This is a genomic window from Bradyrhizobium sp. NBAIM03 (genome assembly GCF_020194055.1).
In the GTDB taxonomy this organism is placed as follows: domain Bacteria; phylum Pseudomonadota; class Alphaproteobacteria; order Rhizobiales; family Xanthobacteraceae; genus Bradyrhizobium; species Bradyrhizobium yuanmingense.
Genome location: NZ_JADYVS010000017.1, coordinates 48,552 through 71,293 on the forward strand (window position 1 = coordinate 48,552; position 22,742 = coordinate 71,293).

Genomic DNA, 22,742 nt, shown 5'->3' on the forward strand with positions numbered 1-22,742 from the left:
AGTTGACCGGGAGAATTGCCCGTCGGGCCGCCTTTCAGGATCCTTTGGCGGCCAGAACCAGATCGGCGGCGCGGTCACCCGACCGGACCGATCCCTCGATGGTTGCTGGCAATCCCGTAGCAGTCCAGTCGCCGGCGAGGAACAGGTTTTTCAGCGCAGTGACCGGCCCGGGACGCAGGGCGTTCTGGGCCGGCGTCGCCGCAAATGTGGCGCGGCGCTCGCGCACGATCTGCCAAGGAGGCAGCTCACCGGAGACACCGCCCGCCTCGCAGACCTCGTTCCAGATCGTCTGCGCCAGTTCCTCGCGCGGCATGTCGACCAGGCGGTCGCCATTGCTGATGGTCACCGAGAGCCGGTTCGGGAACGCGAACAGCCATTCCACCACGCCGCCGATCACGCCGAGGATGGGCGCCGAGCCCGGCGGCGGCTCAAAGCGGAAATGCGCGTTCACAATGGCGCGGAATTCGGTCGGCGTCTTCAGCCCCGGGAGCAGGCTAGCGGCCGCGCGCGGCGGCACCGCCATCACGACGACATCGCCCGCACCGAGCTGGATCAAATCCTCGCCGCCGAAATTCAGCGCGGTCACCTTGCCGTCCGTGCTGACGAACGAGCGCAGCTCGTGGCCGAGCTGAACGCTGTGACCACGCTCCTGCAGAAACTTCACGGCGGGTTCGATCAGAACCGCGCTGAGACCGTCGCGCGCGATCAGCGGACGACAGGCCTGCCCGCCCGCAAGCAGCGTCTCCCGCACGATCGCGCCGGCGAGCCCGGCCGAGCCCTCGGGCGGATCGACGTTGAGAGCTGCCAGCAGCAGCGGCTGCACCAGGCGCTGATAGAGGATGCCCTCGGTCGGAATCGACTTGCCGACCAGCGTCTCCTCCGACGCCCAGATCAGTGGCGCCAGCTTGAGATAATCGGAAAGGCCGGTGTCGGGCACGCGGCGGCTTTCGTCGAGCACCCAGGTCGGCCACCGGCCATCGCCGAGATCGATCTGCCAGCGCTGCCCGGTTTTGACATCGACGAACGGAAATTGCGCCCGCTCGGGGCCGACCAGGCCCGCCTCGGTGCCGATCGCGCGCGCATAGGCGCGCGCATGGCTGTTGCCCGACAGCAGCAGATGATTGCCGTTGTCGATGGTGAGATTGGTGGCGCCGTCGAAATAGGACCGGCAGCGGCCGCCGGCCTGGTGCGTCGCCTCGTGCACGGCGACCTTGAAGCCGGCATTGGCGAGCCGCACGGCGGCGGAGAGGCCGGAAATTCCAGCGCCGATGATGTGAGCTGTGTTTTGCATCAGATGAAAGCGTAACGGAGCAGGATCAGGATGCGCGTGATCTTCGACACACGGACCGGCTCGCGCGGCGCGGTGAAGCCGCGCGCGATCAGGAGGTCCAGAATGGAATGGTAGTATTTCGACATGATCCGCGGCGCGCGCACGGCGCGGCGCCTGTTGCGGTTCATGATCTCGTCCGACTTCTCGAAGTGCACCTTGGCGCGCTGCGCCAGCGGCATGCAGACCTTCGGCAGCGCGCGCTCGGCGATCACGCGGTTCGGATCATCAGAGGTGATGCCGGCATGCAGCAGCGCCTCGCGCGGCAGATAGAGCCGGCCAAGGCCGGCGTCCTCGTCGATGTCGCGCAGGATGTTGGTGAGCTGCAGCGCGCGGCCGAGGTGGTGCGCGAGCAGGATGCCGTCTTCCTCGGGCATGCCGAACACGCGCACCGACAGCCGCCCCACGGCGCTGGCGACGCGGTCGCAATACAGATCCAGCGTCGCCATGTCGGGCGCACGGATGTCCTGCGGCACGTCCATCTCCATGCCGTCGACGATGGCGAGGAAATCCTCGCGCTTGAGCCCGAAGGTCTTCACCGAGGCGACGTAGTCCTTCAGCCGCGGCGGCGGATGGCCCTGATAGAGCGCGTCAATATCGTTGCGCCATTCCTGAAGTGCGGCGAGCCGCTCGTCGCGCGGGCCGTCGGAATCGGCGATGTCGTCGACCTGGCGGCAGAAGCTGTAGATCTGAAACATCGCTTCGCGCTGATCACGCGGCAGGATGCGCATCGCGGCATAGAACGAGCTGCCGGATGCGGTCGAGCCGTAATTGGCGCCGGGCGTGGTCGCCTCAAGCGTCATGGGCAGTCCCCGGTCTGGAAATGGCCTTGCGACGGATCGCACGGCGGCCAACTTCGCCGATGATCCCGGCGAGGCTGAAGGCGAGCAGCTCGAATTTGTTCAGATGTACGCGCTCCCGCAAGGGATCGCGTACCTTGAGCAGGCGCACGATGCGGTCGGCATAGGCCTGGATGACGGAGACGTCGACGCCGAGACGGAAATCCCGGATCTCGGCTGCGAGCGACCTGCCCTCTCCGAGCAGCGCCTCGTTGCGTGCGGCGAGCGACTGCAGGCAGGCCAGCATCGCCGGCGGCGACTGCGCGAGACCGAGCTGCTCGACGGTGGCGCCGTGTGCTGCTAGCGCATCGCGCGGCAGATAGACGCGGTTGAGCTCGCGATAATCCTTGCCGCAATCCTGCAGGTGATTGTTGATCTGAAGGCCCGCGCAGAGCGCGTCCGAGGCGGCCCATGTCGAGGTGCTCTCGCCGTGAACGTCGAGCATGAAGCGGCCGACCGGCATCGCCGAGTAGCGGCAATAATGGATGACCTCGTCCCAGGTCTCATAGCGCAGCTTGGTCACGTCCATGCGGAAGGCGATCAGCACGTCGAGCGCATGACGTGGCGCCATGCCGCGCTCGGCCAGCGCGCGGCGCAAGCTGACGGCCTCAGGCTGGGTGTCACCCTTGCCGAGCAGTTCCGCCTCGAGCAGATCGAGATAAGCGAGCTTCTGGTCGGGGGGGAGCGTGGCGTGATCGGCGATGTCGTCCGCGGTGCGGACGAAATTGTAATAGGCCAGGATCAGGGCGCGATGACGCGGATGAATGATCCAGGACGCGACGGGAAAATTCTCGTCGCGGTCACCCTTGCCGGATCGCAATTCGCTCGCAGAGGTCATCGAGGGCTGGTTTACAATCGTTTGGACAGGAAGGGCTTTTTCGCTCGGGCGGGCTCACGCCGCGACGCCGCCGCGGCCCCCATATAGGGGAATACGGCCGCAAAACCAATCCTGTCCGTCGATGGCTGCCCCTTCGAATTGGGCCCGGAAAAGCGGCCGAGGGCCGCCTTTCTAGGCCAATGGCCGAGTTTATTGATTGTGGTTCTTCAGCACCTGGTCGCAGGCCTGCGAGATCTTGGCCCGGTTCTCCTTGAGGCAGGCCAGGATGGTGAAATCGCCCTGGTCGATGACCGGGCGGCAGAACTTCTGCACATCGCGGGTGCAGGCCTTCTGCTCGGCGTCCGTGCCACGCCCTTGTTGGGCGAACGCTGCCGTCGAAAGGGAGGCCGACAGCAGGGTGAGAGCGACGAGAAGATTGCGCATTGTATTCCTTCATTCTGACGGCAGAATCGCACCGATCCCGGACTGCGCAGGGCGGATGGCCGGAACGGATTGGTTCTGATGGCAAGTCGCCGCTTGTAGCGGCCTCAGGGAAGGCACAAGCACTGGCAAATGCGGCCAAATTGGCGCCGCCCCCGCCGAATCAGGTCTTCCCCGCGCCTTCATTGACAGATGTAAGGGATTGATACTACATCATAATTCGGGAGCATTGCGTTTTAATGCAGACCTGTTGCCGCGCTGCATCTCTTCGCCCGTCCTCGGCTGCCGGAAACATGACGAAGCGCGGCAAATCGCGGCCCCTGGAAGCACGGCGCGGCCGCGTGAACCGCCGTCTCTGGCCGCAGGGCTTTGAACCTGCGACTTGCTCGGAGCACTAAACTTTCGATGTGGCGAGACGTTCTCGATCGAAGCGAACGTCGTTCCAAAGCGGGATATTCGAGATGACATTCTTTTGGCGATCTGGACTGGCAATCAGGGCGGCCGGCATCGGGGTGGCGCTGCTCTTCTCGGCATCGGCAAGCCACGCGCAGTCGTCCGGACCGTTTGCCGGTTTCGACGGCGCGTGGACCGGAACCGGCACGGTGTCGCTGTCCGACGGCTCCACCGAGCGCATTCGCTGCAAAGCGGACTATAAGGTCGCCGGCAGCGGCCTCAACCTGAAGCAGGCGCTGAGCTGCGCCTCCGACAGCTACAAGTTCAACCTCACCAGCGACGTGACGAGCCAGGGCGACCGCATCTCCGGCAACTGGAGCGAGTCCAGCCGCAACATCTTCGGCAATCTCCAGGGCACCGCCGGCGGCGGCCAGATCGAGGTCTTCGTCGAGGCCAACGGCTTTGCCGCCAACCTGTCGCTGCGCACCAACGGCACCAAGCAGACGGTGCAGATCTCGTCCAAGGGCGAGATCCGCGGCGTCAACATCACGATGACGAAGGGCTGAAGGCCTTTCGCACGCAATGAGGAACATGCCCCCGGTTCTCGCGAGCCGGGGGCTTTTTGCTGACACGAACTGACCGGCTGGATTTGCTGAGATGGACCCGATCCGCAGACATCTGCTGAAGGCCGCCGGGCTCTTCGTGGCCAGCCGCGCCTTCGCCAGCGATCAGCAGGGAGCGAACATGCAGCCTTCGTCCGTGAAGCCGCGTCACGTGCTCTGCTTCCTCGGCAGGAATGAAAGCCTGCTGCATCCGCCCAAGGCGGTGGCGAAGACGATCGCCGACTTCGGCTTCGAGATCGACCGCACCTATTCGCAAGCCAAACCCGATCCGCACATGGAGCGCTCTTTCGGTGTGTGCTGGGACCGCGTCTTTCCGAAAGCGTGGTCCGAGGCGGACGAAATGGCCGTACTCAATCACAAAGCGGTCCTCTACGTGCTGAGCCCGCCGATGGAGCAGCACAAGACGGTCGCCTATTCAGCTGCCGCCTTGCGAATTGTCGAGGAGATGATCGAGGCCGGCGCCACGGCCGTGAAAGGAGAAAGCGCGGGCGTTGCCCACGGACTCACGCGATGGCGGCAACTGGCCCGCGAGTGCAAGGCCGCCGCAAACACGAACCAGGGCCTTACCGTCACGCCAGCGATGGGCCGATCCTGTCGCCTCGCCTTCGCCAAGCGTCCGCTTGCCGGCGACACCTACAACGAAAGCGTCGGCTTCCACCTCGTCGGACTGCCGGAAATCTATGTCGCGCGATCGCGCGGCAGCGACCGGAACGCAGCGAATCTGATGGACGAAATCGCGGACGCAATGGCCGAGCGCGGCATCGAGGCAACGCTGCGCGACCGCAAGCTCGCGCTGTCGCGGGAGCAGGACTACGCCGAGGGCGACTTCAAGTTCAATCCCTATGGAATCGTCCGCGTCGAGGCGTGAGCCGAACCGCGCCGGATCAGTCCTTTCGCGCGATGCATTCGCAGCGGCATCGGAAATAGACCGCGTCCGGATCGCGTTCCCAGGCCTCCCAGCCGGCAAGCGCGGCCCGGATCTCATCGTCTGTCGCGAGCCGCCTGGCCACGAGTTGCGGTCCGAGCCCCAGCAGGCTCCGCTGCGCATCGGCAACGGCCTCGCTGCGGCTCTGCGCATCGGCACTGTGGTTGACGTAGCTCGCACCGGCCCAGACCGGCGCGAAGCCGTGGGCTCGGAGGATGGAGCCCTGCCGGCGCCCGAAGCGAAGCGCCTCCAAATCGTCGTGCTGGTACCAGCGTTGCCAAAGATCGAGCGCGAGCCGCACGCCGTCGATTTCAGGGTGAAGAACGTTGCCGCCGACGTCGGCATCGCGCGTTGCGACGAGGCCGCCCGGCTTCAGCACACGTCGCGCTTCGGCCAGCGTTCGCACCAATATCTCTCGGCTCTGATGGTAGAGCACCGCGTGAAAGAACACGGCATCGAACGTTCCATCGTCGAACGGCAGCGCCGTCATGTCGGCTTCGACAAAGGCCAGATTGGTCGAGCCCGCCGCCGACACGAGCCGATTGGCGGCGGTAATGGCCGTCGGCTCGATATCGAGGCCGACGGCCCTTTCGACGTGCCCCGCCAGCGCTGCCGTAATGGTGCCGGGCCCGCAGCCGGCGTCGAGCAGGGTCATACCCGATGTCAGGAACGGGACGAAAAAGGCGGCTGAATCGCCGCCTCGCTTCTGCTGAAACGCCACGATCGCGCCGTCGTGCTGCATGATTCGTCCCCGACCGGAACTCCGGCGCAGTCATTCAGACTGCGCCGATTCCATGTCCGGTGGATGAAGCCCCTCAGATCGCCTGCTTGTCCGCGCCATGCAGCTTGGCGTGCAGATTGATCAGCCACATCGCCGTCGGCCGGAGGATGAAGAGATCAGCGACCAATGCCATCACCATCGAGAAGGCGCTGAGCCAGCCGAACAGACGCAGCGATGGCAGGTCGGAGAACACGGTGACGACGAGGCCGCAGGCGAGCACCACCGTGGTCAGGATCAGCGCAGGTCCCACCAGCACGGTGGCCCGCTCCACCGCGAGCGCCGAGCCGACACCCGGCTTGTTCTCCAGCCGCAGGCGGTTGAGGAAGTGGATGGTAGCGGAAAGGCCGAGGCCGAACGAGACCGTGAGCGCAACGACGCTGGCGAATTGCAGCCCCTCGCCCATCGCCCACAGCACCGTGCCCGACATCACCACCGGGAAGATGCCCGGCAGGATGCAGGCGAGTGTCACCACCCAGGAGCGGAAGGCGAGGCCGATGAAGATCGCGACCAGCGCGAATTCGATCGTGAGGCCGTGGTTCAGCTTCTCGATCATGTTGGCCGAGTTACGCGCGGCGATAGCGGCGAGACCCGTCACGGCGATCTCATAGCCCGGATGCTTCTTGCGGACGGCGTCGAGCTCCGAATCGAGCTTGTCGACGATCGGCAGGAGCTGGCTGGAATCCTTGTCCGGCACGCGGCCGGCCACTACGACAGCGTCCTGCTCGGCGTCGATGAAGCGGCGCACCAGGTGCTCGGGGATGACGCTGACATATTCCTTCAGCGTCGCGACGTCGGCACTGCCGGCCTTCTCCGCCAGCCAGCGGCGCAGCGTCTCCAGCGACCACACGTTGCCGACCCCTGCGGATTTCTCGACTGTCGCGTGCACCTCGGCGATGGTCTGGAGCGTCTGCGGCGAATAAAGCGATTCACCCTTCGGGAACACGATCAGCACGTTGACGGGATTGGCGCCGGTCAGCTTGGCGTCTAACCGGTCGCTGGCGGCAACCGCCTGGCGCTTGTCCGGCACCTGGTCGGCGAGCCGGTAGCGCGGCTCCAGATTGGCATAGATGACGCCGAGGCCGCCGACGAACAGCACCGCCAGCAGGCTGAACAGGCCGGGCCGGCCGACCATGCGCACCGCAATCCAGTAGCAGAAATTGCGCAGCGCCTGTACGCCGGCATCAGCGCCCTGGAACTTGACTGCAAAGACCTTCTCGTTGCGCACGAACAGCACGCCGAAGACAGGCACCAGCGACAGCACCGCGACCAGCGCGATGATGGTGGCGGCAAGGCCCGCCTCGCCGAACTTGCGGATCAGGTCGGAGTCGGAGAATTGCAGCGCGATGAAGGAGATGCCGGCGGTGCCATGCGTCAGCACGCAGGCCGGGCCCACCACCAGCACCGCGTTCTTGAACGCGGTGAACTTGTCCTGGCCCGCGATCAGCCGGTCGCGCGCGGCGAAGGTCAGCTGCATCGAGTCCGAGAAGCTGATCACCATGATGAGCGGCGTCATCACGTTCAGGAACATGTTGAGGTTGAAATTGGCCCAGCCGAGCGCGCCGAGCGCCAGCAGGATAGCGATCATCGGCGGGAATGCCGCCGCGATCATGAACGAGATCTTGCGGAAGAAGATGATGGCGATGATGCAGCCGGCGAGGATGCCGAGGATGTTGTAGGTCAGCCCGTCGCGCTCGACCGCGTTGCGGATCTCGAGCTGCATCACCGGGACGCCGGAGAGCTGCACGTTGAGGCCGGTGTCCCCGAGCGTCTCCTTCATCAGCGCACGGATGTCGGCGACGGTCTTGGTCAACTTGTTGGAAGCGACCACCTCCGGATCGAGCGACAGCACAACCAGCGCCAATGTGCCGTCCTCCGACAGCAGCTTGCCGCGGATGATCTCGTTGTTCTTGACGGTCTCGATGAACTTGTCATAGGCCGCGCCCTCCGGTAGCTCGGGCGGGAACAGGGCCGCCGGCAGCTTGCCGGGGGCCGGCGCCTGGCGCGCCGAGAACAGCGAGACCAGCCCGCGCGTGCCTTCGACCAGCTGCAGGTCGGTGACGAAGTCGCGCAGCTTCTCGAGGTTGCTGCGTTCCAGGAGGGTCTTGCCCTCGACCACGACAAGTACGTCGAACTCTTCGGCCGGGAACTTCTTGGTCACCTCTTCATATTGTTTGAATTCGCGAGTGTCGGAGCGGAACAGCTGCGACAGCGAATCGTCGATCTTGATCCGGTAGATGCCGAACACCGCGCCGACGATCAGCGCGAGCAGGACGATGCAGGAGACGATTGGGGCCCGAACGGCGATCAGCCCGAGACGCTCCAGCCCGAAGGCGATGGAGGACGTAGATCCCTGCTCGACCTTGTCGACATGAACCTCACTCTCGCTGTGCTTTTCGAGCATGCCTTGTCCAGTTCCTAAATCGGCTCGGGCTGTGAGCTTATCGCGCCGCGCGAACGGCTTGAAAACGCCATACCAATGGGAGGCTTGCCCTTTGAAAATGCGCGGAAAATCGCCGGCAGCGGTTTAGCAGGTCAACAGGTCTTTTCGCAAGCAGGCCCGGCGCGGCCGAATCGATCAGAAAAGTGGCGATCCGGGCGTGGAATGACCCTCATCCCGGCGAGGATGTGCCAATCTGGCGCGGCGCGCGGTCCGCACTCTCGTCCTTCAGCGCCACGCCGGTGATCTCCCGGGCCAGCCCCTCGCGGACCAGCCAGGCGATCTTGAACGCCGCCTCCTCGTGGCTCAACCCGGCGTGGTGGATGTTGGAGACGCAATTGCGCTCGGCATCGGTGCGGCCGGGCCTCGGCGCAAAGGTCAGATAGGCGCCGAGGCTGTCGGGCGCGGACAGGCCGGGCCGCTCGCCGATCAGCATCATGACCATGCGCGCGCCGAGAATGGCGCCGATCTCGTCGCCGAGCGCGACGCGCGCGCCCGATGCGACGACGACATGGCCGATCGCGACGGCATCCCCCTGCGCAAGCGATTGCAACAGGCGCCTTACCACGATCGCCGCATGGCTATGGACCGCCGCCGCGGACAGGCCGTCTCCGATCACGACCGCGAGCTGGCACGGCGCCGAGATGCTTCGTGCCAGACGCTGCGCCGAGTCTTGGTCGAGCTGTCGTCCCAAATCCGGCCGCCGCAGATAGTCGCTGCGATCGACCGCCCGGCTCCTGACCTCGGTCACCGCAACACCGAGTGCGTCGAGATCGGCGATGAGACGCGGCGTGTCGAAGGCCGCATGCACAGCATCGCGCGCGCGGGCATGGTCCAGCGTGAAATCGAGCAACGCTCTCGTCGGCAGGCTCGCGCCGCTGCGCCCCAGCGCGACGCGCGCAGGCGTAAACGAGCGCAAATCGAGGGTCGGACGGCGCGGCAGGGCCGGGTCAGACATGTGGCATCATTCGGCGGGCACGGCGGCCTCGCGCAGCCGGATCGAATAGTTCGAGGCGTTCTGCTTGCCGCTGGAGGCCGCGCGCGCAAAGGTGATGAGATGGTGCGCGACCAGCGTGCAGCCGATCAGGCCTTCGATGTCGCCGCGCTTGATGCGGCCCAGCGCGAACTTCCAGAACACGCGCCTATAGTCGCCGAGCACGCCGACCTTCCAGAAGATGTTGCGCAGTATGACGAGGCCGCGCCGGATGCTGCGCCAGGTCTTCATCTCGTCCGGCACCGGTACCTTGAGCCGGTTCACATAGACGTGGTCGCATTGGTGCTGATAGCGCGCGTAGACCTTGTCGGGCGCGTAAGCGACTGCCATGGCGTGCTTCCAGGACGCGACGACCTCGTCATAGGGCAGCAGGAAGTCGACGTTGGAATCGCGGCCATCGTCCTCGACCAGCCGCCCCTCGCGCTCAAGCCGGTCCCATAGCGGCGTCTTCGGCAGCGCCTGCAGCAGATTGATGGTGAGCAGCGGAATCCGGGACTCCTCGACGAAGGCGAGCAGCGCCTCCGAGGTGTTCGGCTTGTCGGTGTCGAGCCCCATGATGATGCCCGAGACCACCTCCATGCCATAGGAGTTAATGGTGCGCACGCCCTCCAGGATCGGGACCATCATGTTGTGGTCCTTCTGCATCGCCTTCAACGCGTCGGGATCCGGCGTCTCGATGCCGCAGAAGATGGTGATGAAATAGGCCTCGCGCATCTTCTCGAGGATCTCGGGGCGCTTGGCGATGTTGAGCGTCGCCTCGCAAGCGAGCCGCACCACGTAGCCGGTCCGCTTCTGCCACTCGATCAGGTGCGGCAGCAGGTCCATGGCCGCCTTGCGGTTGCCGATGAAATTGTCGTCGACGAAATAGACCGTGTCGGTCATGCCGCATTCGCGCAGGCGGTCGAGCTCGGCGATGATCTGCTGCGGCGTCTTGATGCGCGGATTGCGGCCGTAAAGGCCGGGGATGTCGCAGAACTCGCACTGGTAGGGACAGCCGCTGGAATATTGGATGCTGCCGAGGAAGTACTTCTTCACGTCGGCGAGCTCGTAGGCCGGGATCGGAAACTCCGTCATCGGCACGCGGTCCTTGGTCGTGAGCACGACCTGCTGTTCGGGCCGCGAGGTGCCGCGCGACAGGATCTCGATCAGCTGGTTGGTGGCATCGCCGAGCTCGCCGACATGCAGATAATCGAAGGACGGGTAATAGTCGGGACAGGCGCTGACAGAAGGCCCGCCGAGCGCGACCGGCAGATCGAACTCATGGGCGCGGCGGCAGATGTCGGTCATCTGCTGGCGCTGGATGTGCATGCCGCTGACGAAGACGGCTTCCGCCCATTCGAACTCCTCCCTCGTCGTGCGGCGCAGGTTCTCGTCGACGAATTTGACCTGCCATTCCTTCGGAAGATAGGCGGAGATCAGCAGCAGCCCTTGCGGCGGCATGAAGGCGCGGACGCCATCGGTCAGGGGATAGGAATGCTCGAACGTGCCGAAGGACGAGGTGTAGCGCGGAAACACGCAGAGAATCCGCCGGGACGTTCCGTTACTTTCAGCTCGCATCAAAGCTCCCCCGCCACACTCAACCGATGGTACGGAAATTGCCAGCCCGACACATAGCGTAATGCTGTCGCCGGAATTTCTCAATATTGTGGCGTAAGCATAATTCCGAGAGGCGCCGATGGTTTCCCAACCGAGTTGACCTTCCGCCTCATGCGATCAGCCGCGCGGCAAAATCGGGCAGCAGGCCTGCATCGCCGGCAATCCGGAAATCGGCACCTGCAATGCCCGAGCGCGCCAGCCAGTCGTCGAATTCCGGCGCGCGGCGCAGCGCGAAGACGTCCCTGACATAGAGCGCGTCGTGAAAAGACGTCGACTGGTAGTTCAGCATGACGTCGTCGGCACCGGGAACACCCATGATGAAGGTGACGCCGGCGGCGGCGAGCAGCGTCAGGAGATTGTCCATGTCGTCCTGATCTGCCTCGGCGTGGTTGGTGTAGCAGATGTCGACCCCGAGCGGCAGGCCGAGCAGCTTGCCACAGAAATGATCCTCCAGCCCCGCGCGGATGATTTCCTTGCCGTCATAGAGATATTCCGGGCCGATGAAGCCGACCACGCTGTTGACCAGCAGCGGAGCGAAGGCGCGGGCGACCGCATAGGCGCGCGCCTCGCAGGTCTGCTGGTCGACGCCGTGATGGGCGCCCGCTGACAGCGCCGAGCCCTGGCCGGTCTCGAAATACATCAGGTTCCGCCCGACCGTGCCGCGCGACTGCGACAGCCCGGCCTCTTGCGCCTCCTTCAACAGTGCGAGGTCGATGCCGAAGCTGCGGTTGGCGGCCTCGGTGCCCGCGACCGACTGGAAGACGAGGTCGACCGGCACGCCCTGCCCGATCAGCGACAGCGTCGTCGTGACATGGGTCAGGACGCAGCCTTGCGTCGGGATCTGTAGCCGCGCGATGATCTCGTCGAGCAGCCGCAGCAATTGCGCGATGACGGCGGGGTCATCGCTGGCGGGATTGATGCCGATGCAGGCATCGCCCGCCCCCAGCAGGATGCCGTCGAGGATTGAGGCGGTGATGCCCCTTGCATCGTCGAAGGGATGGTTCGGCTGCAGGCGTGTGCTCATCCGCCCCCTCAGGCCGATAGTGTTGCGAAAGGCGGTGGTGACCTCGCATTTCCGCGCCGCCAGGATCAGATCCTGGTTGCGCATCAGCTTCGACACCGCGGCCGCCATCTCCGGCGTGATGCCGGGCGCCAGCTTGCGCAGGATCTCGGGCGTTGCGGCGTCCGACAGCAGCCAGTCGCGGAAGGCGCCGACCGTCAGCGATGCCACCGGCGCGAACGCCTTGGCGTCATGGCTGTCGATGACGAGGCGGGTGACCTCGTCGGCCTCGTAGGGAACGACGGCTTCCTGCAGGAACTGGCCGAGCGGCACATCGGCGAGCGCCATCCGCGCGGCGATCATCTGCTCGGAGCTGGCAGCGGCAATGCCGGCCAGCCGGTCGCCGGAGCGCGGGGGTGTCGCCTTGGCGAGCAGGTCGCGCAGGTCAGGGAAGCTGTAGGTCGTGGCGTCGATGCTGTGGCGGTAGACCAAGGGTCTCTCCGGGGTTGCTCGGCCAACGGCCGACTCCAAGACTATCCCAAAAGACTATCCTGAAACTAAACCTTCGGATCAAGACGCTGAAATGACTTGCCTTTCCTTCGACCAAGGACGGAGGCGGCCAGGCCGCGCGTTAACGAGGCGTCCATCTTCGTTCTGCATAGTTTTGCAACAATTTGCCTGACCCCGTTCACCGGCCGGTCAGGCCAATCCGGGCTCCTTGAACATCATGACATCCGACCGATCTGGGAATGCCGCAAAGCCGGCAGGCCGCTTCACGCTTGCCAGCAAGCTCTATGCGATCTTCGCGCTGTTCGCGCTGCTCACGGCAGCGATCGCGATCTTGTCCGACTACAACAGCCGCCGCAGCGCGGACCTCGCAGTCGCGATTGAGACGGCCAATGCCGCCGCGCTGAACGTCGAGCGGGTCAACTCCCTCGTCTATGCGGTGGTGATGGAATCGCGCGGCATCTACATGTCGACCGAGCCGGCCGTGGTGAAGAAATACGGCGACGGCCTGCTCAAGTTCAACGCCCAGATCCTCGACGTCGTGAAGCGCTGGGAGACCATCGTCAAGGCCGACGATGCCGAGCAGTTCGCGACCTTCAAGAAGCGCATCGAGCAGTTCGTCGAGTTCCGCAAGGAGCTGGTGCGGCGCGGCGTCGAGATCAACGCGGCAGCGGGCCGCGAATGGGGCGACAACGACGCCAACCGCAGCGTCCGCTCGGCGCTGAACAAGGACCTCGAGGCGCTGTCCAAGGTCTATGCCGAGCGCGGCAGGCAGATCGCGCAGCAGACCGAGACCGCCCGCACATTGTCGTTCATCCTCACCTGCCTCGGCGGCGTGGCGCTGGCCCTCGTCGTCGCTGGCATCGTCATCATTGCCCGCTCGATCGCCCGGCCGCTCGCCGCGATCACCGCAACCATCAAGCAGGTCGCCGACGGCGCCGCCGATGTCGTGGTGCCGCACTCCGACCGCGCCGACGAGATCGGCGCGCTGGCCCGCGCCATCCAGGTGTTCCAGGACTCGATGGGGCGCAACCGCAATCTCGCCTCGCAAGTGTCGCAAGACGCCGCCGCGCGCGAGGAGCGCGCCCGTCACGTCGAGCGGTCCGTCGAGCAATTTCGCGAGGCGATCGGCGCGATCATGCGCGGCCTCAGCGACAACGCCTCCGTCATGCGCGAGACGGCGCAGACCATCACGCGGGTCACAGCGGATGCGAGCAGCCGCGCCGGCACCGCGGCGAACGCCACCGAGCAGGCCTCGCACAACGTCACCGCGGTGGCGGGCGCGGCCGAGGAGCTTTCGGCCTCGGTGGTGGAGATCGGCCGCCAGGTGCGGCAGAGCGCCGGCGCGGTCGAGCAGACCGGCCAGCGCACCGAGAAGTCGATCTCCGAGATCGAGAGCCTCGCTGCAGCCACGCAACGCATCGACGGCGTGCTCAACCTGATCCAGGCGATCGCCGAGCAGACCAACCTGCTCGCGCTGAACGCCACCATCGAGGCGGCGCGCGCCGGCGATGCCGGCCGCGGCTTTGCCGTCGTCGCCCACGAGGTGAAGGCGCTCGCGGGCCAGACCGCCAAGGCCACCGCCGAGATCAGCGAGAACGTCGCGATGATCCAGGCCTCGACGCGGAACGCCGTCGACGCCGTGCGCGAGATCGGCGGGGCGGTGCGCGAGATCAACGAGGTCACGTCCGCGATTGCCGGCGCCGTCAGTCAGCAGGACCAGGCCACGCGCGAGATCTCCTCCAACGCGCAAAGCGCTGCCCAAGGCAACGAGACGCTGGTGGCGAACATCACCTCGCTGCGCGATGCCATCGGCGAGACCGATACTGCGGCGGCTTCGGTGTTCACCGCCGCCAGCAGCCTGACCGAGACGGCGCAGACGCTGTCGCGGGAGGTGGAGACGTTCTTCCAGAATCTGCGCGCGGGGTCGGCGGACGGTCGCATCGCCAAGGCGGGGTAGCGGCCCGCCTGGCGCCGCGAAAACGGTCGCTCCAGCAAAAACGGAAAAACAACCCCATGCACAGTAGACGGGGGTCAGCTTTTTCAATGGCTTGGCGGCCCGGCGCGAAGCCCTGCTGTTTTTACGGACCGATTTTGACTCGTCGGGCAAAACAGGGGCATGATGTCAGCATGCCGAGCGTGGCGCCTGTGCCGCGGCTGGCAACCGAACGGGGTTACCGCTCCGAACCCGATCGAGCGACCAAGATCCGGACGCGGCCGCCGGCATCCTCGAGCTCGCGGTAACGACTTAGTTCGGCCTGGAGCTCCGGATCGGACCTTGCCCAGGCCAGCCAGTCGAACGGGACCGCGCTGAGCAGCCGGGTATCCACGAGGATCACATCCGGACGACCGGCGCGCAGGTCCGCGAGCAAGTGCCGCCGCTCGAAATCGATGATGCTGTCCAGTCTTGCGCGCTCGCCTTCGGCATCGGACGTTTTCTCGCGCAAAAGCGATCTATGCTCTTTCACCTGGGTGAACCCGCCATGGCGTGCAGGGTCACTCTCGGTCAGCAGTTACTATCGTACTACACTGATCTGAGGCCATACTGCATCGCGGCCAAAAGACTTGCCCGTCGCGGCGCTTCGAAGCGCCGCCGATGCGCAATCCGGCCAAGGGCCACGGCGCTACCCCATCACCCCGCCGCGCCTGATCAGCTCCTTCCCGACGGCCGCGAGATGCACCTGGTCCGGCCCGTCGCCGATGCGGATGAAGCGGGCGTAGACGTAAGCGCGCGCGAGGAACGTGTCCTGCGAGACCCCGGCGGCGCCGTGAATCTGGATGGCGCGGTCGATGACGCGGGCGGCCATGCTGGGGACCACGATCTTGGCCGCGGCGATCAGGTCGCGCGCGGCCTTGTTGCCCTCGCGGTCCATCTTGTCGGCGGCCTGCAAGGTAAGCAGGCGGGCTTGCGCGATCTCGCAGAAGGAATGCGCGATGTCCTCGCGCACCGAGCCCTGCTCTGCGAGCGGCTTACCGAAGGCGACGCGCGAGACCGCGCGCTGGCACATCAGTTCGAGCGCACGCTGGGCGCAGCCGATCAGGCGCATGCAATGGTGGATGCGGCCGGGGCCGAGACGGCCTTGCGCGATCTCGAAGCCGCGGCCCTCGCCGAGCAAAATGTTCTCGGCGGGCACGCGGACGTTGTCATAGACGATCTCGGGATGGCCGACCGGCGCATCGTCATAGCCGTAGGTGAGCATGTCGCGGACGATGCGCACCCCACGCGTATTCTTCGGCACCAGGATCATGGATTGCTGGCGATGGCGGTCGGGATGGTCGGGCGCGGTCTTGCCCATCACGATCAGGATCTCGCAATCCTCGTTCATCGCGCCCGAGGTGAACCATTTGCGGCCGTTGATCACGTAGTCGTCGCCGTCACGCCGGATCTCGCACTGGATGTTGGTGGCGTCGCTGGAGGCGACCTGCGGCTCCGTCATCGAGAAGCCGGAGCGGATGCGCCCCTCGAGGAGCGGCTTCAGCCAGCGCTCCTGCTGCGCCTTGGTGCCGTAGTTTGCGAGCACCTCCATGTTGCCGACATCGGGCGCGGAGCAGTTGAAGACCTCGGGCGCCCAGAGGATGCGGCCCATGATCTCCTTCACCGGCGCGTATTCGAGATTGGTCAGACCCGGCCCGTGCTCGCCGGACAGGAACAGGTTCCAGAGCCCCTGCTCGCGCGCCCGCCGCTTCAGATCCTGAAGGATTTGCGGAGTCTTGTAGCGTGAAGCTTCCGGCTTGACCTGCTCGTAATAGAGCTCCTCGACCGGCTCGACATGGGCCTGCATGAACTGGCGAACGCGGTCCTGGAGCTCCAGCGAACGGGCGGAGTGGTGAAAGTCCATGGTGGTCTCCTGTTCGCCAAGTATATTGCGCTCGATGAGGGCGCTTCTTCCCTTCTCCCCTTGTGGGAGAAGGTGGCGCGAAGCGCCGGATGAGGGGTTGTCTCCGCAACACAACAGACAGCTTCGCACGCGGAGAGAAACCCCTCACCCGGCTGCGCTTCGCGCATCCACCCTCTCCCACAAGGGGAGAGGGTGCACCGCCGTGTGACCGCTATTTCATCTCTCACGTCCCGCGCAACAGCTCGCTTGCCACCACCCAGTCGTTGCCGTCGAACTGGAGCATGTAGCCGTCCTTGATCGGGCGGAAATCCTGCGGCGTGGTGTTGAGGGTGATGCCGGGCATCAGGAGCGACAGCGGCACGTTCTTCAGATTCGCGGCCTGCGCCATGATGTTCTCGCGCGTCAGATTGTCCTTGCACTGCTTCAGCAGCGCCACCAGCGCCTCGGCGACGGTGTAGCCATAGAGGCCCGCGACGTTGTTGATGTCGGCATTGGGCAGGCGCTTCTTCATGAAGTCGATATAGGCCGTCATCGCCGGATCGTCCTTCGGCGCCTCGACGAACGGCTTGAGCGCGCCGAGCGACAGCACACCCTTGCCGGCCTCCAGGCCAGCGGGCGCCATCACGGTAGCCTTGTTGGCGCAGCCGGAGGCCAGAAAGCGCGTCGGCTGCCAGCCGACCTCGTGCGCCTTGCGGATCGCCTGCGCGCAGGCGCGCGGCGTCACCGAATAGATCATGAAGACGTCGGCCTTGGTATTGGCGAGCGTCAGGACCTGGGAATCGACGGTGGGATCGGCGACCTCGAAGCTCGAGGCCATCGCGATCGCCTTGTCGGCGTCGGCACCGAGCGCCTCCTTGACGCCGCGAAGATATTCCTTGCCGGCGTCGTCGTTCTGGTAGAGCACCGCAAAGCGCGCATTCGGGTTCCTGGCGCGGGCATAGGCGACGTCGATCGCAGCCTCGCTGGTGTAGTTCGGCGCCCAGGGCAGCGCGATCGACCAAGGCATGTTGGCGGGATCGTTCCACTTCGAGGCCGAGCTGATCAGGAAGATCTGCGGCACCTTGTTGCTGTTGAGATATTTTGCGATCGCCGAGCTCGGCGCCGTGCCCATGGTGGCGAAGATGAAGGCGACGCCGTCGCCTTCGACGAGGCGCCGCGCGGCTTCCATGGTCTTGGGCGGCGAGAAGGCATCGTCGAGCGAGATCAGGTTGAGCTTGCGGCCGCCAACGCCGCCCTTCTCGTTGATCTCGTCGAAATAGGCGGAGATCACCCGTCCCGTGATGCTGAGCGGCGATGCCGGGCCGCTATAGGGCATGGTGTTGCCGATCTTGATCTCGGTGTCGCTAACTCCAGGACCGTAGGATTTTTGCGCGGAGACAGGAGCGGACAAGCAGGCGGCAGCCAGCGCTGCGGCCAGGGCCAAAGCGGCTTTCATGGTTTCTCCCCAATGATTGTCGCCGCGGCGAAACGACCGCGCGGCGCGCTGCTTCTTGTCAGCGCGTCAGATCAGCGGAGTTCATCAAGATGGTCTTGCGTCGAGTTGCTGATGGCATCGCCTGAAGCGCGACGAGATTTTGATGAATCGTCATCGTGCGTCAGGTTGTTCTTGACGCATGAGCTTTCCGGAAAACCGCTTCGGCACTTTTCCGGATCATGCTTTAGCCGCGCCGCTTCAAGGCGAAGCCCAAGCTGACCCATCCGGCACCGGCCATGATCAGGTCGATGCCGAGGAACAGGCCGAGGATGTAGACGCTGTTCACCGGCCAGCGCACCAGGATCAGCAGCCCGAGCAGCAGCGTGACGACGGCCGACACCGCCACCCAGCCCCACGGGCTTTCGCGCTTCATGCTGAAGGCGAGAAACAGCCTGACCGCGCCGGAGGCCAGCAGCGAGGCGCCGAGGAACAGCGTGAGCAGAACCGCGGCGAAGAGCGGGTTCGCGAAGGTGAGGAAGCCGGCAACGATGTAGAGCACACCGAGCAAGGCCCAGATCAGGAACTTTCCCCAGCTCTTCATCTGGAATGCGCCGATCACCTCGGTGACGCCGGCGACGATCATCATTGCGCCGACCACGATCACGCTCGCCACCGTTGCCATCACCATGCTGCCGAGCGCGACGAAGCCGGCAATCAGGTAGACGACGCCGAGCGCGACGATCCAGCCCCATTTGGCGTGTAGCGCAGCCATTCCCGAGCCGAGACCGGACGGATGAGACGTATCTGACGCAGTTGTCATGGGCCACTCCTGCATGCGAAGCCCCCGGGCACACGCCATGATAGCACGCACCCGACCGAGACAACACCCAGCAGAGCAGACCTCGCCTGCCGCAACCTTGACGCAAATCAAGATCGAATGCGGCGGGTCAGCGCCGAGCGCAGGTCAATCGTCCGAACTGGCGAGCCCCAGCAGTTCCTGGCGCGTCAGCGCATTGTCGCGGAACACACCCAGCATACGGCTGGTGACGAGATCGGTCCCGGGCTTGTGCGCGCCGCGCGTGGTCATGCAGTGATGCGTCGCCTTGATGATGACGCCGACGCCTTCGGGCTTGAGCACGTCGTTGATGGTGTTGGCGATCTGTGCGGTCATCTTCTCCTGGATCTGGAGCCGTTTTGCGTAGACGTCCACCACGCGTGCGAGCTTGGAGATGCCGACGACGCGCCCCTGCGGAATATAGGCGACCCAGGCGCGGCCGACGATCGGCGCCATGTGGTGCTCGCAATGGCTCTCGAAGCGAACGCCGCGCAGCACGATCATCTCGTCATAGCCTTCGATTTCCTCGAAAGTCTTCTGCAGAATTTCGGTCGGGTCCTGCGCGTACCCCGAAAAATACTCCTCGAAAGCGCGTGCGACGCGATCAGGTGTCTCGCGCAGACCGTCGCGCGCGGGATCATCGCCGGCCCAGCGGATCATGGTCCGGATCGCCTCTTCGACCTCCGCCCTGTCAGGCCGATCGCTCGGCGTCTGCGCCACGGCGACACGTTCCAGCTTGCGCACTTGTGACTTCATCAAGCTTCTCCCCTGCAACGAGCCCGCATATGGAAGCGGGCCCACAGCTTGGACGGCCGCAATCGGAAAAGGTTCCCGAAAGTCGGGGAAATTTGGGGAACGGATGGATGGCCTAGTGCCGACCCGCCAATCCCCTCATGATGAGGTGCGCCGAGGGCGCCTCGGGGCCGCCTATGACGCAGCCGCTTTCCGCACGTCGATCACGGCCTGTGCCCATTCGGCCGGCCGCTCCTGCGGCAAATTGTGACCGGCATCGGTGAAGACGCGCCGCTCGAAAAATCCCTCGAACTTGCGCGCGTGGTGGGCGGTGCCGGAATTGACGCCGTCGCTGTCGCCGTCGATCGCGATCGTCGGGACGCGGATCGTCGGCTGCGCGGCGAGCTTTGCCTCGATCCCCGCATAGGCGGGATCGCCGGCCACGAGCGCGTAGCGATGGCGGTAGGAATGGATCACGACGTCGACGAAATCAGGATTGTCGAACGACACGGCGCTCGTCTCGAACGTTGCGTCGTCGAAGACCCATTTCGGCGACCACATCGTCCAGAGCTGACGGGCAAAGCCGCGGCGGTTGCGCTGCAGCGCGCGGCGGCCGCGCTCGTTGTGGAATAAATATTGATACCAGAACGCCGCCTCCTCCGGCGGCGAAGCCGGCTCCATGGCGAGGGCGATGTTCTGGATATTGTAGGAATTGCCGGAGACGAGACCGACCACGCGCTCCGGATAGAGCGCCGAGACCACACAGGCGGCACGCCCGCCCCAATCGTAGCCGCCGACGACGGCGCGCCTGATACCGAGCGCATCCATGAAGGCCAGGAGATCGGCACCTAACGCCGCCTGCTCGCCGGAGCGCAGCGTCTCAGCGAAGCGAAACCGCGTCGGCCCGTACCCGCGCAGCCAGGGCACCAGCACGCGTGCGCCGGCCTCGGCGAGGATCGGCGCGGTCTCGGCATAGGCGTTCGCGTCATAGGGAAAGCCATGCCCCATGATGCAGGGCCAGCCGTCCGGCGCACCGTATTCGCGATAACCGATGTCGAGGATATCAGCGGTGATGGTTTTTTGTTGCATGATTTGCTCACGGATGATCTCGTTGCGCAGAGCTCTTGTAGCCCGCATGGAGCGAAGCGCAATGCGGGGACGCCTGTATCCGCGAATCCCGGATTTCGCTTACGCTCCGTCCGGGCTACGAGGCTACAAGGCGCCTATTTCTGCGGACCGGACAGCGAGATGTCACGTTCGGCGCGGAACACGTTGCTGTAGAGGTTGGCGATCCATTGCCGGCCGATCTCGGTCTTGTTGAGATAGCCGATCTCGGTCTGGATGTGCGGAGCAACGCTGTTCCAATAGAATTGCGGGTAGCGGTTCACGATGTCGGCGGGCGAGTCGTAGCCGAGCTGGCGGTTGATGCCGACCTCCTCGAACTCGTAATAGAGCGCGTTGGCCTTGCGCAGATAGTTGGGATCGCCGAGCTGGCCGATGAAGTCGGCCGCACGCAGGATCGAGGCTTCGTCGTCGTATTCCTGGCCTTCACGGGCGGGAAAGCGCGTCCCCTCGATGGCGCGGGCAACGCGCTCCGGATCGACTCCCGGGATATGGCGCAGCCGCCGCGTCACATACAGCTTCGAGCGGTCGACGTGATACATCATCAGGCTCGCGTCCGATGCACCGCGCGGCAGCGAGATCTTGTTGTCGGCGGCGTCGATGACGAAGCCGTCGGCGTCATCCTCCTCGAACAGGCCGCGGACATAGCCGATGTCGTGGGCGAGGCAGGCGATCAGGACATGAACGTAATCTTCCGCCGAAAGATGGGTATGAAGGCTTCGGCCGCGGAGGATCGCCTGGGCGGCCAGGGTCACCAGCATCGTATGCTCGATATTGTGGTAGAGCGCATCGCTGTTGCCGATGCATTCCATCGCGGTACGGGTTGCGCTGGCAACGATGCTTGCGGAAGTCTCATCGTACCGGCGGCGCATGAAGTTGCCGAGGAACTGCTCCAGCGATTCAGCTGCCAGTCTGGGTAAGGTTATCATGGACGCAGCCCCGTCCGCCGCTGGTATCCCATGCCATCTCCCGACGTCTCATTCTTGTCGTCGACGCAGCGGGGAGCATAGCCCATCTTGGGCCGGGTAACCAAACTTCGGGGACGGAAAATACGCAAATACCTTACCGTCCCGCTGCGCAACATCACGGTTGCCGTCACAGTTCAGCACAACCCAAAGCGGCGGGAAGGCGGCCGCCGCTCAGGGCGCGGCCAGGATATCGGCGCCGTCGGCCGGGCGCGAAAGGCTTCTGGCGAGATAGAACAGCTCGACCAGCTTGCCGCGCTTGCCCGCCAGCGAGAAGATGTATTCGGGCGACTCCGCCTCGATTTCCGCGATCGCCACCTTCGCGATCCGGTCGATGCGGCTCGAGCCGTGCTCCCAGACAAAGCCGACACCAAGCCGGTTGGCGACGGCCTCCAGCATCCCCTCGCGCGTGTTGACGATGATCGCCGGATTGGCGCGCAGGTTGACGGCGCGAAACGCCCTGTCCACGGCGCGCTGGGTCGCGGAATCCCGGGTCCGAAACACCAGCGGATACTGCACGAGGCCCGCAATGGATATCCGCGCTTGACGGCTGAGGTCGTGAACGGGATGGCAGATCGCAACGACGCGTTGCTGCACGCAGGGCTCGCGCCGGAAGCGGTTGTCCTGCGGCACCTCCGGCAGTACGGCGACGTCGACGCGCTGGTCGACCACCGCGGCCATGATCGCCGACCAGCTGCCGATCTCGATGTTGATCTGGATCTTCGGATAGAGATTGCGGAACGCCGCGATCAACGCCATGCCGGGCATGGCGTTGCCGAGCCCGATGCGAAGCTCACCTCCCGTGAGCTCGTCGCGCTGCTGCAGGATGGCGAGCGCATCGGCTTCGACCGCCTGCATGCGGCTCGTCGCGGCATAGAGCCGCCGGCACAGCGATGTCGCGATCAGGGTCTGGCCGTGCCGGTCGAACAGCGCCACCCCGAACTCGGCCTCCAGATCCCGCACCAGCTGCGCAACGGCCGGCTGCGACACCCCGAGCCGCCTTGCCGCAGCGGCAAAGCTGCCGGTATCGAACACCGCATTGACCGCCCGAACGCGCGACGACGTCAACGCCACGACGACAACCCCAAGATGATATTCCCCGTCGGACGGGGCGAAAGCAAAACCTGGGATGACCATAAGGAAGGCCATTGACCG

The 22,742-nt window shown here is 65.1% G+C and carries 20 protein-coding genes; 3 read left to right on the plus strand and 17 right to left on the minus strand.

Features of this window, described 5'->3' with window-relative positions; genetic code table 11:
* Positions 1 to 34: 34 nt before the first annotated feature.
* The 4 genes from hpnE to I6F21_RS24140 form a co-directional block, all read right to left on the minus strand.
* On the minus strand, positions 35 to 1,291 hold the full coding sequence (hpnE, locus tag I6F21_RS24125; RefSeq protein ID WP_225113510.1) for a hydroxysqualene dehydroxylase HpnE: 1,257 nt from the start codon (positions 1,289 to 1,291) through the stop codon (positions 35 to 37).
* On the minus strand, positions 1,291 to 2,130 hold the full coding sequence (gene hpnD, locus I6F21_RS24130; protein ID WP_057027142.1) for a presqualene diphosphate synthase HpnD: 840 nt from the start codon (positions 2,128 to 2,130) through the stop codon (positions 1,291 to 1,293). The genes hpnE and hpnD overlap by 1 nt, the downstream gene beginning before the upstream one ends.
* Positions 2,120 to 3,004: a squalene synthase HpnC gene (gene hpnC, locus I6F21_RS24135; protein WP_036023092.1), complete on the minus strand. Its 885-nt coding sequence runs from the start codon at positions 3,002 to 3,004 to the stop codon at positions 2,120 to 2,122. The genes hpnD and hpnC overlap by 11 nt, the downstream gene beginning before the upstream one ends.
* A gap of 189 nt (positions 3,005 to 3,193) precedes the next feature.
* Entirely contained in the window at positions 3,194 to 3,427 is a 234-nt protein-coding gene (locus I6F21_RS24140; protein ID WP_025035011.1) for a hypothetical protein, read from the minus strand.
* Between the two features lie 458 nt (positions 3,428 to 3,885).
* On the opposite strand from I6F21_RS24140, the gene I6F21_RS24145 reads away from it, so the two are divergent.
* A complete protein-coding gene (locus I6F21_RS24145; RefSeq protein ID WP_036006098.1) occupies positions 3,886 to 4,383 on the plus strand; it encodes a hypothetical protein in 498 nt (165 codons plus the stop codon).
* A 91-nt stretch (positions 4,384 to 4,474) separates the two neighbouring features.
* The gene (locus I6F21_RS24150; RefSeq protein WP_225139520.1) at positions 4,475 to 5,308 is read left to right on the plus strand and encodes a hypothetical protein; all 834 of its coding nucleotides are present in this window, start codon (positions 4,475 to 4,477) and stop codon (positions 5,306 to 5,308) included.
* 16 nt (positions 5,309 to 5,324) lie between these two features.
* Here I6F21_RS24150 and I6F21_RS24155 read toward each other — a convergent pair whose 3' ends face one another.
* The 5 genes from I6F21_RS24155 to I6F21_RS24175 form a co-directional block, all read right to left on the minus strand.
* Positions 5,325 to 6,107 carry a class I SAM-dependent methyltransferase gene (locus tag I6F21_RS24155; protein WP_225139521.1) on the minus strand — a complete coding sequence of 261 codons (783 nt, stop codon included), beginning with the start codon at positions 6,105 to 6,107 and terminating at the stop codon, positions 5,325 to 5,327.
* Between the two features lie 73 nt (positions 6,108 to 6,180).
* A complete protein-coding gene (locus I6F21_RS24160) occupies positions 6,181 to 8,547 on the minus strand; it encodes an MMPL family transporter (RefSeq protein ID WP_036006102.1) in 2,367 nt (788 codons plus the stop codon).
* A gap of 208 nt (positions 8,548 to 8,755) precedes the next feature.
* Entirely contained in the window at positions 8,756 to 9,541 is a 786-nt protein-coding gene (eutC, locus tag I6F21_RS24165) for an ethanolamine ammonia-lyase subunit EutC (RefSeq protein WP_225139522.1), read from the minus strand.
* A gap of 6 nt (positions 9,542 to 9,547) precedes the next feature.
* On the minus strand, positions 9,548 to 11,134 hold the full coding sequence (locus tag I6F21_RS24170; RefSeq protein WP_225139523.1) for a B12-binding domain-containing radical SAM protein: 1,587 nt from the start codon (positions 11,132 to 11,134) through the stop codon (positions 9,548 to 9,550).
* Between the two features lie 148 nt (positions 11,135 to 11,282).
* Positions 11,283 to 12,665, minus strand: a complete 1,383-nt coding sequence (locus I6F21_RS24175) for an ethanolamine ammonia-lyase subunit EutB (protein ID WP_225133428.1) — start codon at positions 12,663 to 12,665, stop codon at positions 11,283 to 11,285.
* Between the two features lie 235 nt (positions 12,666 to 12,900).
* Between I6F21_RS24175 and I6F21_RS24180 the strand changes: the two genes are divergently transcribed.
* The gene (locus I6F21_RS24180; RefSeq protein WP_225127280.1) at positions 12,901 to 14,640 is read left to right on the plus strand and encodes a methyl-accepting chemotaxis protein; all 1,740 of its coding nucleotides are present in this window, start codon (positions 12,901 to 12,903) and stop codon (positions 14,638 to 14,640) included.
* 214 nt (positions 14,641 to 14,854) lie between these two features.
* On the opposite strand, the gene I6F21_RS24185 is transcribed toward I6F21_RS24180, so the two are convergent.
* The 8 genes from I6F21_RS24185 to I6F21_RS24220 all read right to left on the minus strand — a co-directional run bounded on the left by I6F21_RS24185 (position 14,855) and on the right by I6F21_RS24220 (position 22,661).
* Positions 14,855 to 15,127, minus strand: coding sequence for a hypothetical protein (locus tag I6F21_RS24185; RefSeq protein ID WP_036023082.1), 273 nt, complete (start codon positions 15,125 to 15,127; stop codon positions 14,855 to 14,857).
* A 177-nt stretch (positions 15,128 to 15,304) separates the two neighbouring features.
* Entirely contained in the window at positions 15,305 to 16,519 is a 1,215-nt protein-coding gene (locus tag I6F21_RS24190; RefSeq protein ID WP_225139524.1) for an acyl-CoA dehydrogenase family protein, read from the minus strand.
* Positions 16,520 to 16,742: 223 nt separating this feature from the next.
* On the minus strand, positions 16,743 to 17,954 hold the full coding sequence (locus tag I6F21_RS24195; protein ID WP_036006122.1) for an ABC transporter substrate-binding protein: 1,212 nt from the start codon (positions 17,952 to 17,954) through the stop codon (positions 16,743 to 16,745).
* A gap of 223 nt (positions 17,955 to 18,177) precedes the next feature.
* The gene (locus I6F21_RS24200; protein WP_036006124.1) at positions 18,178 to 18,753 is read right to left on the minus strand and encodes an HdeD family acid-resistance protein; all 576 of its coding nucleotides are present in this window, start codon (positions 18,751 to 18,753) and stop codon (positions 18,178 to 18,180) included.
* A 144-nt stretch (positions 18,754 to 18,897) separates the two neighbouring features.
* Positions 18,898 to 19,524: a GTP cyclohydrolase I FolE gene (gene folE / locus I6F21_RS24205; RefSeq protein WP_225139525.1), complete on the minus strand. Its 627-nt coding sequence runs from the start codon at positions 19,522 to 19,524 to the stop codon at positions 18,898 to 18,900.
* A gap of 171 nt (positions 19,525 to 19,695) precedes the next feature.
* Positions 19,696 to 20,589, minus strand: coding sequence for an alpha/beta hydrolase (locus tag I6F21_RS24210; protein WP_225139526.1), 894 nt, complete (start codon positions 20,587 to 20,589; stop codon positions 19,696 to 19,698).
* 134 nt (positions 20,590 to 20,723) lie between these two features.
* Positions 20,724 to 21,551 (minus strand): HD domain-containing protein, encoded by an 828-nt coding sequence (locus I6F21_RS24215; protein WP_036023069.1) that lies wholly within the window; start codon positions 21,549 to 21,551, stop codon positions 20,724 to 20,726.
* Positions 21,552 to 21,761: 210 nt separating this feature from the next.
* Entirely contained in the window at positions 21,762 to 22,661 is a 900-nt protein-coding gene (locus tag I6F21_RS24220; RefSeq protein ID WP_225139527.1) for a LysR family transcriptional regulator, read from the minus strand.
* Positions 22,662 to 22,742: the final 81 nt, after the last annotated feature.

What these genes read in the sequence shown, in the direction of transcription:
- hpnE (WP_225113510.1), bottom strand. Translation starts at nt 1,291, where the DNA reads ATGCAAAACACAGCTCACATCATCGGCGCTGGAATTTCCGGCCTCTCC.
- hpnD (WP_057027142.1), bottom strand. Translation starts at nt 2,130, where the DNA reads ATGACGCTTGAGGCGACCACGCCCGGCGCCAATTACGGCTCGACCGCA.
- hpnC (WP_036023092.1), bottom strand. Translation starts at nt 3,004, where the DNA reads ATGACCTCTGCGAGCGAATTGCGATCCGGCAAGGGTGACCGCGACGAG.
- I6F21_RS24140 (WP_025035011.1), bottom strand. Translation starts at nt 3,427, where the DNA reads ATGCGCAATCTTCTCGTCGCTCTCACCCTGCTGTCGGCCTCCCTTTCG.
- I6F21_RS24145 (WP_036006098.1), top strand. Translation starts at nt 3,886, where the DNA reads ATGACATTCTTTTGGCGATCTGGACTGGCAATCAGGGCGGCCGGCATC.
- I6F21_RS24150 (WP_225139520.1), top strand. Translation starts at nt 4,475, where the DNA reads ATGGACCCGATCCGCAGACATCTGCTGAAGGCCGCCGGGCTCTTCGTG.
- I6F21_RS24155 (WP_225139521.1), bottom strand. Translation starts at nt 6,107, where the DNA reads ATGCAGCACGACGGCGCGATCGTGGCGTTTCAGCAGAAGCGAGGCGGC.
- I6F21_RS24160 (WP_036006102.1), bottom strand. Translation starts at nt 8,547, where the DNA reads ATGCTCGAAAAGCACAGCGAGAGTGAGGTTCATGTCGACAAGGTCGAG.
- eutC (WP_225139522.1), bottom strand. Translation starts at nt 9,541, where the DNA reads ATGTCTGACCCGGCCCTGCCGCGCCGTCCGACCCTCGATTTGCGCTCG.
- I6F21_RS24170 (WP_225139523.1), bottom strand. Translation starts at nt 11,134, where the DNA reads ATGCGAGCTGAAAGTAACGGAACGTCCCGGCGGATTCTCTGCGTGTTT.
- I6F21_RS24180 (WP_225127280.1), top strand. Translation starts at nt 12,901, where the DNA reads ATGACATCCGACCGATCTGGGAATGCCGCAAAGCCGGCAGGCCGCTTC.
- I6F21_RS24190 (WP_225139524.1), bottom strand. Translation starts at nt 16,519, where the DNA reads ATGGACTTTCACCACTCCGCCCGTTCGCTGGAGCTCCAGGACCGCGTT.
- I6F21_RS24195 (WP_036006122.1), bottom strand. Translation starts at nt 17,954, where the DNA reads ATGAAAGCCGCTTTGGCCCTGGCCGCAGCGCTGGCTGCCGCCTGCTTG.
- I6F21_RS24200 (WP_036006124.1), bottom strand. Translation starts at nt 18,753, where the DNA reads ATGACAACTGCGTCAGATACGTCTCATCCGTCCGGTCTCGGCTCGGGA.
- folE (WP_225139525.1), bottom strand. Translation starts at nt 19,524, where the DNA reads ATGAAGTCACAAGTGCGCAAGCTGGAACGTGTCGCCGTGGCGCAGACG.
- I6F21_RS24210 (WP_225139526.1), bottom strand. Translation starts at nt 20,589, where the DNA reads ATGCAACAAAAAACCATCACCGCTGATATCCTCGACATCGGTTATCGC.
- I6F21_RS24215 (WP_036023069.1), bottom strand. Translation starts at nt 21,551, where the DNA reads ATGATAACCTTACCCAGACTGGCAGCTGAATCGCTGGAGCAGTTCCTC.